Here is a 7,433-nt window from a genome sequence, read left to right as displayed (position 1 = left end):
ATCTGGTGCTGCTCGCCTCCGCCGCCGCGCCCCTGCCGCCGGAGGGGCTCGCCCGCCGGCTGGCCGCCGACCCGTTCCCGGCCCGGCTGGTGGCGGGCGGCGAGCTGAGCCGGCTGACCGGTGACGCCCGCCCGGTCCCGGAGGACGCGGCCCGCCCCTCGCCGTTGCCGCCCGCCGGGGCGTTCGGCGTCGGCTGAGCCGCGCGGGGGCGTGGGGGCAGCGCGGGGCGGCGGCACCGGCGGGTCCGGCCCGCCCCGGGAGCCGGGCCGGGCCGGACGGGCGTCAGTCGACGGCGTACGGCCGCAGGCTGCTCATCATCGCGTCGATCGTCTCCTGGGACGGCTCCTCGGGGAAGCCGGTGTCGGTCAGCAGGACCCAGGTGGCCAGATCGCCCTCGGCGTCGATGAAGGAGAAGGTGACGGCCTTGCCGCCCTCCGGCGCCTCGCACGGCTCGTGCCGGTTCTCGACCAGGTCGGTGACCGTGGCGGTCACGGTGTGCCCGGTGATGCCGTGGTCGCTGGTGAACGGCTCGGGCTCGGTGATCTCGAAGGTGCCCAGCTGCTCCTGGTCGTAGGCGGCCAGCACCCAGTTCATCGCCTCGTTGCGGGCGGCCTCCTCGGTGCCCGAGGCGCCCTGGCCCGCCTTGGTGCCGGCCGTCGACCGGGCGCTGGGATTCTCCGCCTCGGCGCACCAGCCGTACAGGTAGTTGCTGGGCGCGCTCATCGCCACCAGCAGGGCGCCGGGTTCGGCTCCCTCCCGGCGGTCGTTGTACCCGACGTAGGTGTCCTCGGAGCTGGTGTTCCACTCGGGCGGTACGTCGAACGCGCTGTGCTTGTCCGCGTTCGTCTGCACCCGCCAGTCGGGCGCCACCACCGGATCCGGCTTCTCGACCACGGCGCGGCGCGGGTCGTCGGGGGCCGGACGCGCGCCCACCGGGTTCTCCTCGCCGCCGCCCTCCGGCGAGCCGTCACCGCCGCGCAGCACCAGCGCCGTGGTGGCCGCCGCGGCGCCGACCACGGCCGCGGCCAGCACGATGGCGAGCACCGTCCTCGTCCGGCGACCGCGGCGGGGCGGTGGCGGGGTGACCGCGGTCGGCGCGTACCCCGGGCCCTGCCACGGGTACGGGTGTCCCCCCGTGCCCGGCGGGCCGCCCTGCGGCTGCTGTCCATCTGGCCTCATGACACAGGAGAATAGAGGGCTACCCCGACGCCAGCAGCAGGGTCCCGGTCATCGCGAGCCCGGCACCGGCCGCCTGGACCAGCCGCAGCCGTTCGCGCAGCACCCCGCGTGCGGCGGTCGCCGTGATCAGCGGGTCGAGGGAGGCGAGGACGGCGGCGACGGTCACCGGTCCGATCCAGGCCGCCAGCGCGTAGGTGGCGTTGCCCGCCACGTCCGCCACCCCGACGAAGGCGAGCGCCGGGAGCGCGGTCAGCAGGCCGCGCCGGCCGCCGTCCGGCAGCACCGGATCGCCGCGCCGCGCCGCCGCGTACAGGGCGGCGCCGCCCACCGCGACGCTGCACACCCGCTGGACGAAGAGTGCGAGCAGCAGCCCGAGCACGGTGGTGGAGGCGTGCACGATGAGCACCAGCACCGCGCCGAAACCGGCCGCGGAGACCAGTGCCAGGGCCACGGTGCGGCGCTGCACCCGCGCGCCGCGCAGGTGCGGGCCGCCGGCCAGCACCACGCCGAGCAGGGCGATGGCGATCCCGGTGTACTGCACGGGCTGCGGCCGCTCGCCCAGCAGCAGCGCCACCCCGATGGGGACGGTCACGGAGGTGGCGGCCAGCGGCGAGACGACCCCCATCGGCCCGTGGGCCAGCGCCCGGTAGAAGCACAGCATGGCGGCGGGCCCGATGACCCCGGCCGCCGCCGCGAACCACAGCCCCGGCCCCACCGCGCTCCAGGCGCCGGTGACGGCCACCACCACGCCGAGCACCAGCGCGGAGAGCCCTTGCGAGACCACGATGACGGTGAGCGGCGGGGTGCGGCGCGACAGCAGCCCGCCACCGAAGTCGGACAGCCCCCACAGCAGGCTGGTGACCAGGGCCAGGGCTACCATCGATGACCTCGCAGTACAGTGTGGTGAACGGAGGGGACCGGCGTACTGTAGCTCATTCTGTTGCACTGTGCGATGCAGAATAATTGACCCCGGTGCTCTCCCGGCCGTGGTCCGCCCCACCCGTTCCGCCCAGCCCGCCCCGTCCCACCGCCCCGTGGAGAGGCCGCCCGCCTGTGACCGACCTCGATCAGCTCACCCAGTCACTCGCCCGCAACCTGCGCCGGCTGCGCACCGAACGCGGCTTCACCCTGGACACGCTCGCCGCCCGCGCCGGCATCAGCCGGGGCATGCTCATCCAGATCGAACAGGCCAGGACCAACCCCAGCGTCGGCACCGTGGTGAAGGTCGGCGACGCGCTCGGGGTGAGCATCACCACACTCCTGGACTTCGACCGCGGCCCCGCCGTCCGGCTGGTGACCGGCGATCAGGCCGTCCGGCTGTGGTCCACCGAGGCCGGCAGCCACAGCACCCTGCTCGCCGGGACGGAGGCCCCCGGGCCGCTGGAGCTGTGGCGCTGGCGGCTGATGCCCGGCGAGGGCAGCGACTCGGACCCGCACCCGGTCGGCACCAGTGAACTCGTCCACGTCACCGCCGGAGAACTCACCCTCGTCCTGGACGGCGAGGACCACCGGGTGCCGGCCGGCGCCTCCGCCTCCTACGAATCCCATGTGCCGCACAGCTACCGCAACGACGGCCCGGAACCGGTGGACTTCATGATGGCCGTCTCGGTGCCCTCGGCCTGACCCCGAGGGGCGCCCCGGCTCCGGTGCCGCCTTGCTAGGGTGCCGCCATGCGCGCCCCCATCGGAGACTTCGACGACGCCCGCCCGGCCATCGAGTGCCCTGAGCTGCTGCCCGACCCGGTGCTCACCGCCCTGCGGTCCTGGACCGGCCCGGTCCCCGTCGAGCAGGTGCTGTTCGTGGACACCGACCCGGAGAAGGCCGACACCGCCGTGTTCGTGGCCACCTACGGCGCCGACCTGGAGCAGACCTCGGCCAACTGCGTGGTGGTCGCCGGGAAGCGGGGCGGCGAGACCACCCTGGCGGCGGCCGTGGTGCCGGCCACCGCCCGGCTTGACGTCAACGGCGCGGTGCGCCGGCAGCTGGGGGTGCGCAAGGCGTCGTTCGCGCCGATGGACACCGCCGTGGAGAGCAGCGGCATGGAGTACGGCGGCATCACCCCCATCGGGCTGCCGGCCGGCTGGCCGCTGCTGGTGGACGCGGCGGCGGCCGACCTGCCCTGGGCGCTGATCGGCAGCGGCAACCGCCGCGGCAAGATCATCCTGCCCGGCAAGGCGCTGGGCACCCTGCCGGGAGCGACGGTGGTCGAGGGCCTGGGCGTCCCGCGGTCCTGACCGGGGCTGCGCCTCATATCGCGAGATTCCGGGGGGATTCCCGGCCGCGGATAGTATCGGTCCATGGCCAGCCGCATCCCGACGACCCGATCCGAGCTTGTCTACGAGAAGGTCCGCGCGGAGATCCTGCACGGCACGCTCCCACCCGGCTCCCGCCTGCGTTTCGTCGAACTGGCGCACCGCTTCACCGTCAGTCAGTCGGTGGTCCGCGAGGCGCTCGTCCGTCTGGCCGAGCAGGGCCTGGCCGTGGCCCTGCCCCAGCAGGGCTTCCGCGTGCGCACCCTGAGTCTCGCCGACCTCCACGAGATCACCGAAGCCAGGGTCGAGATCGAGGGTGTGGTCCTGCGCCGTGCGATCGCGCAGGGCGACCTGGCCTGGGAATCCTCGGTGATCGCCGCGCACCACGTTCTCGCCAGGACCCCCAGGACCACGAAGGCCGGGAAGATCAACGAGTCCTGGGTCGACGCGCACGAGGCGTTCCACGCCGCGATCCTGCGGGGCTGCCGGAATGGAACGCTGCTGTCCGTCGCCACCTCGCTGCGGGAATCCGCTTCGCTCTACCGGTGGTGGTCCGGGGCGGCCACCCCGGACCCGGACCCGGACCGCGATGTCGCCCTGGAGCACCGCCAGCTCCTCGATGCCGTCGTCGCCCGCGACGAGGTGACCGCCAGCTGCCTGATCGCTCAGCACATCCAGCGCACCACCGACGCGCTGAGCGCAGCGGCCGTTCATCTCGAAGCACGCAGCTGATCCCCGGTCGTGGACCCGGCGCGCCCCGTGACGCGTTCCGTGTGACCGGCGCCGCGCCCGTCCCGGGGTGTGGCGGGCCACGACCGGTGCGTCGCCCTCTCCGGGCGGGAGCGTCGGGCCGGTGGCCGGGTGGGTCCGGGCCTCAGTTCGCTCCGGGGCGCCACGGATTGTTGCTGGTGTGGTCACCGCCGAGCCAGCGGGCCAGGTCGGCGTGTGCCGTGCGAAGCCGTTCGGCGTTGATGCGTTCCACGTCGGGGTGGTCAACGGTGAATTCGAGGTGGAGCCCGTTCGGGTCCACGGTGTAGAGCGAGACGCAGTAGCCGTGGTCGACGACGAACGTGCCGGGCTCCTTGTAGCCGGCCGCGGTGAGGCGTGCGCGGATGGCGTCCTGGGTCTCCTGCTCCACCTTCAGGGCGACGTGGCGCATCGGAGTGGGGTTGATCTCGGTGTGGAATTGCCGCTGGGCCTCGGGGTCGGCCAGCTGGAAGAACGCCAGGGCACTGCCGTCGCCCAGGCCGTAGAAGGTGTGGGAGAGGGCGTACTCGGTCCCGTTGATCGCCTCGATCTCGGTCCAGGTGGCGATCAGCGGCAGGCCGATCACCTCCTCGTAGAACTGCCGGTTGGCCTCTTGGTCGTCGACTGTCCAGCCGTAGTGGTGCAGGCGGAGCGGTAGCTGCGTGCTCATGGGGTGATCTCCGTGGGTTCGGATGGAAAGGGCTGCGCCGTGGCGCGTCGTGCTGGGCGGGGACACGGGGGCAGGGGAGTCCGCGCTGGTCCGGGCGCCGGTGGTGCGTGGTCGTCGGGAAACGTCGCTGATGGCCGTGGCACGGTCGGGGCGTCGGCCGTGCGGCCCGGACGACGCGGGCCGCGTGGGGTGGGAGGGACAACCGGCCGGGTTCGGCCGTCGGTTCGGCTGCCGGTGACCCCGGGAACCCCCATCCCCTGAGGTCTTCGACTCGGCCCAACCTAAGGATGGGCTCGCGAGAAGTCAATAAAGTCTCTAGATTTGCGCTGAATATCGTCTGCTGGTGCGGTCGTTGGTGCTTCCCAGGAGGCAGGGCGGTGTGTGGTGACCAGCGTGCTGAGGGCTGGGGTCGCCGCCTCGGCCGGTGCTCGTGGGCGGCGGCGGGGCCACCCCGGGCCGGCCTCGGCCCGCGCCAAACGATGCGGGGGGCGAGGGTGTGGGGTGCGGGGGTCGGCGGCGGGGTGCCCGGAGGAACCGTCGTTCAGCGACCCGGCCGCTCACGACGGCATCTCGTCACGGACCGACAGGATGACGCCCTGTCAGCCCTGCCGCAGCTGGTCGCGCAGCGCCCGCGCCACCCGGCCCATCAGGGCCTCCGCCTCCGGCTGCCGCCCCGCCGCCACCCGTGACTCGGTGAGCGCGGTCACCGCGAACACCTGCCCGTCCGCGTGCTCCACCACCCCCGATTCGTGCCGCAGATGCAGCAGCGTCCCGGTCTTGGACGACCACAGGGCCGCGTCCGAGCTGAAGTCGGGGGCCAGCCGCTGCCGCAGCAGATTGGCGCCCATCAGCTCCCGTATCCGGGCGGCGCTGCCCGGATCGATCGCCGAGGGCGTCCACAGCGCCTGGAGCAGATCGGTGAAGGCCCTGGCGGTCCCGGTGTTGGCCTGCGCGAGGTCGAGCTGCGGCACCGGATGGCCGGGGCCGCTGCCTGCCGCGGCGATCACCAGCTCCTGCGCCAGCCGCGCCTGCTGCGGGCCGAGCCGCTCCACCGGGGTGTCCTCCAGATCCCCCATCGGATGCCGCACCTTGATGCCCTCAAGACCCAGCTCGCCCAGGATCCGGGCCACTTCGGCGGGCGGGGTGAGGGCGAACAGCGCGTCGGCCGCCCTGCTGTCGCTGATCGACAGGCCCAGATACAGCAGGTCCTCGACCGCCATCCGGGCCGGGTGCCGGAACCGGCTCAGCCCGGTCGGCCCGGGCGCGGTCACCCGTCCCGGCGCCACCTCGATCTGCCGGGTGGCGTCCAGTTCGCCGCGTCTGACCCGTTCCAGGGTCGCGATGGCCAGCGGGATCTTCACCAGGGAGGCGATGGGCAGCTCCCGGTCGGGGTCGATGCCCAGTTCGTCCCCGGTGGCCAGGTCCCGGACCAGGAACGAGCCGCGCAGCCCGCCGTCCCGCAGCAGGTCACGCAGTTCGCGCAGCAGCCGTTCGTCGTTCATCCTCGGGCCTGCCGCGCGGTGCCGGCTCCCAGGCAGGACGCGATGGCGTCGCCCAGGAGGCCGCGGATCCGGTCGCCGTCGGCCCGCACCGTGGCGGCCACGTCATAGCCGCGCACCGGCGTGGTCTCGCCCAGCGGGCGCCAGAACAGCCCGAGTTCGGCGGCCTGGGCCGCCGAGCAGAGCAGCAGGTCCCGCGAGCCCAGCACCTCGGCGGTGGCCGCCGCAAGGGAGGGCGCGGACCGCAGCTGCGCCGGGCGCAGCCCGACCGCGTCGCGCAGCCGGCCGAGCGGGTCACGGACGTGCGGCACCTCGTCCTCCGGCTGGAGCCACACCCGGCGGGGCGGCTCGCGGTCGGTGCGCCCGGCCCGCAGCGTCTCCAGATGGATGCGCGCCCCGGAGGGTTCGGCGGTCTGGGCCAGGCCCAGCGGTACGGTCCACACCGCCTCGTCCGCGGGGACGGCGATCAGGGCCGCGCGTACCTCCTGGACCCGGACCCGCTCGGCGCGTTCGGCCGGTGGCAGCGGTGCGGGCTCCAGGGTCAGCTCGTGCCGGCGGGCGGCGGCGATCAGCCGGGCCAGCGCCCCGGGCGGGCAACTGTCCGGGACGGCCAGCCGGAAGGGGCGGCGCTTGGCGGTCTCCGCCTCGTGCTCCAGCAGATCGGCGAGCTGGACGAGCCGGCGGGCGTGCGGCAGCAGGTCCCGGCCGAAGGGGGTGAGCGTGGCCCGGCGGGCGGTGCGCTCCAGCAGCGGCTCGCCCAAGTGCTTCTCCAGCGCGGCGATCCGGCGGCTGGCGACGGACTGCGCCATCCGGGCGGCGGCCGCCCCCACCGTGAAGCTGCCGCGTTCGCTGACCTTGACGAAGGCGCGGCAGGCACCGACCAGATCCATGCGGCCGACCCTATGCCACTTCGGCATCGAACCACGCGTTCGGGTCTTGGACGGCATCGCACGGCGGCGGCAGGGTGAGGGCTCACGGGCGGGGAGAGGCCCTGTCCGGGGAGCGAAGGGGATGCCGGTGATGCGAGGACGCGGACACGGAAGCGGACGCGGACACGGGCGGGGGCGGCTGCCCGCGGCGCTGCTG

At 74.2% G+C, this 7,433-nt stretch carries 8 protein-coding genes and 1 pseudogene; 4 read left to right on the top strand and 5 right to left on the bottom strand.

Going from position 1 to position 7,433, the window contains the following annotated elements; genetic code table 11:
* Window positions 1-197, top strand: a pseudogene (locus tag ACFV5N_RS22065) (spermidine synthase-like protein); the annotation flags it as partial.
* A gap of 85 nt (window positions 198-282) precedes the next feature.
* Here the strand turns inward: ACFV5N_RS22065 and ACFV5N_RS22060 are convergent.
* Window positions 283-1,179, bottom strand: coding sequence for a hypothetical protein (locus ACFV5N_RS22060; RefSeq protein ID WP_385602521.1), 897 nt, complete (start codon window positions 1,177-1,179; stop codon window positions 283-285).
* 19 nt (window positions 1,180-1,198) lie between these two features.
* Window positions 1,199-2,059, bottom strand: a complete 861-nt coding sequence (locus tag ACFV5N_RS22055) for an EamA family transporter (protein ID WP_385602519.1) — start codon at window positions 2,057-2,059, stop codon at window positions 1,199-1,201.
* Window positions 2,060-2,232: 173 nt separating this feature from the next.
* Between ACFV5N_RS22055 and ACFV5N_RS22050 the strand changes: the two genes are divergently transcribed.
* The 3 genes from ACFV5N_RS22050 (at window position 2,233) to ACFV5N_RS22040 (ending at window position 4,163) form a co-directional block, all read left to right on the top strand.
* The gene (locus ACFV5N_RS22050) at window positions 2,233-2,802 is read left to right on the top strand and encodes a helix-turn-helix domain-containing protein (RefSeq protein WP_385602516.1); all 570 of its coding nucleotides are present in this window, start codon (window positions 2,233-2,235) and stop codon (window positions 2,800-2,802) included.
* A 47-nt stretch (window positions 2,803-2,849) separates the two neighbouring features.
* The gene (locus tag ACFV5N_RS22045) at window positions 2,850-3,413 is read left to right on the top strand and encodes a YbaK/EbsC family protein (protein ID WP_385602513.1); all 564 of its coding nucleotides are present in this window, start codon (window positions 2,850-2,852) and stop codon (window positions 3,411-3,413) included.
* A 63-nt stretch (window positions 3,414-3,476) separates the two neighbouring features.
* A complete protein-coding gene (locus ACFV5N_RS22040) occupies window positions 3,477-4,163 on the top strand; it encodes a GntR family transcriptional regulator (RefSeq protein ID WP_385602510.1) in 687 nt (228 codons plus the stop codon).
* Between the two features lie 142 nt (window positions 4,164-4,305).
* Here ACFV5N_RS22040 and ACFV5N_RS22035 read toward each other — a convergent pair whose 3' ends face one another.
* The 3 genes from ACFV5N_RS22035 to ACFV5N_RS22025 all read right to left on the bottom strand — a co-directional run bounded on the left by ACFV5N_RS22035 (window position 4,306) and on the right by ACFV5N_RS22025 (window position 7,237).
* Window positions 4,306-4,848: a VOC family protein gene (locus ACFV5N_RS22035; RefSeq protein WP_385602507.1), complete on the bottom strand. Its 543-nt coding sequence runs from the start codon at window positions 4,846-4,848 to the stop codon at window positions 4,306-4,308.
* A 599-nt stretch (window positions 4,849-5,447) separates the two neighbouring features.
* Complete coding sequence (locus tag ACFV5N_RS22030) at window positions 5,448-6,350, bottom strand: serine hydrolase (protein WP_385602505.1); 903 nt, start codon at window positions 6,348-6,350, stop codon at window positions 5,448-5,450.
* A complete protein-coding gene (locus tag ACFV5N_RS22025; protein ID WP_385602502.1) occupies window positions 6,347-7,237 on the bottom strand; it encodes a LysR family transcriptional regulator in 891 nt (296 codons plus the stop codon). The genes ACFV5N_RS22030 and ACFV5N_RS22025 overlap by 4 nt, the downstream gene beginning before the upstream one ends.
* Window positions 7,238-7,433: the final 196 nt, after the last annotated feature.

Origin of the sequence: Streptomyces sp. NPDC059853, from assembly GCF_042731495.1 — a bacterium.
In the GTDB taxonomy this organism is placed as follows: domain Bacteria; phylum Actinomycetota; class Actinomycetes; order Streptomycetales; family Streptomycetaceae; genus Streptomyces.
The sequence above is the reverse complement of the archived record's forward strand: the minus strand, read 5'-3'. Positions and strand labels throughout refer to the sequence as shown.

Bases quoted from the DNA above. Each gene is read 5' to 3' on its own strand.
- ACFV5N_RS22060 (WP_385602521.1), bottom strand. From the start codon at position 1,179: ATGAGGCCAGATGGACAGCAGCCGCAGGGCGGCCCGCCGGGCACGGGG.
- ACFV5N_RS22055 (WP_385602519.1), bottom strand. From the start codon at position 2,059: ATGGTAGCCCTGGCCCTGGTCACCAGCCTGCTGTGGGGGCTGTCCGAC.
- ACFV5N_RS22045 (WP_385602513.1), top strand. From the start codon at position 2,850: ATGCGCGCCCCCATCGGAGACTTCGACGACGCCCGCCCGGCCATCGAG.
- ACFV5N_RS22040 (WP_385602510.1), top strand. From the start codon at position 3,477: ATGGCCAGCCGCATCCCGACGACCCGATCCGAGCTTGTCTACGAGAAG.
- ACFV5N_RS22035 (WP_385602507.1), bottom strand. From the start codon at position 4,848: ATGAGCACGCAGCTACCGCTCCGCCTGCACCACTACGGCTGGACAGTC.
- ACFV5N_RS22030 (WP_385602505.1), bottom strand. From the start codon at position 6,350: ATGAACGACGAACGGCTGCTGCGCGAACTGCGTGACCTGCTGCGGGAC.
- ACFV5N_RS22025 (WP_385602502.1), bottom strand. From the start codon at position 7,237: ATGGATCTGGTCGGTGCCTGCCGCGCCTTCGTCAAGGTCAGCGAACGC.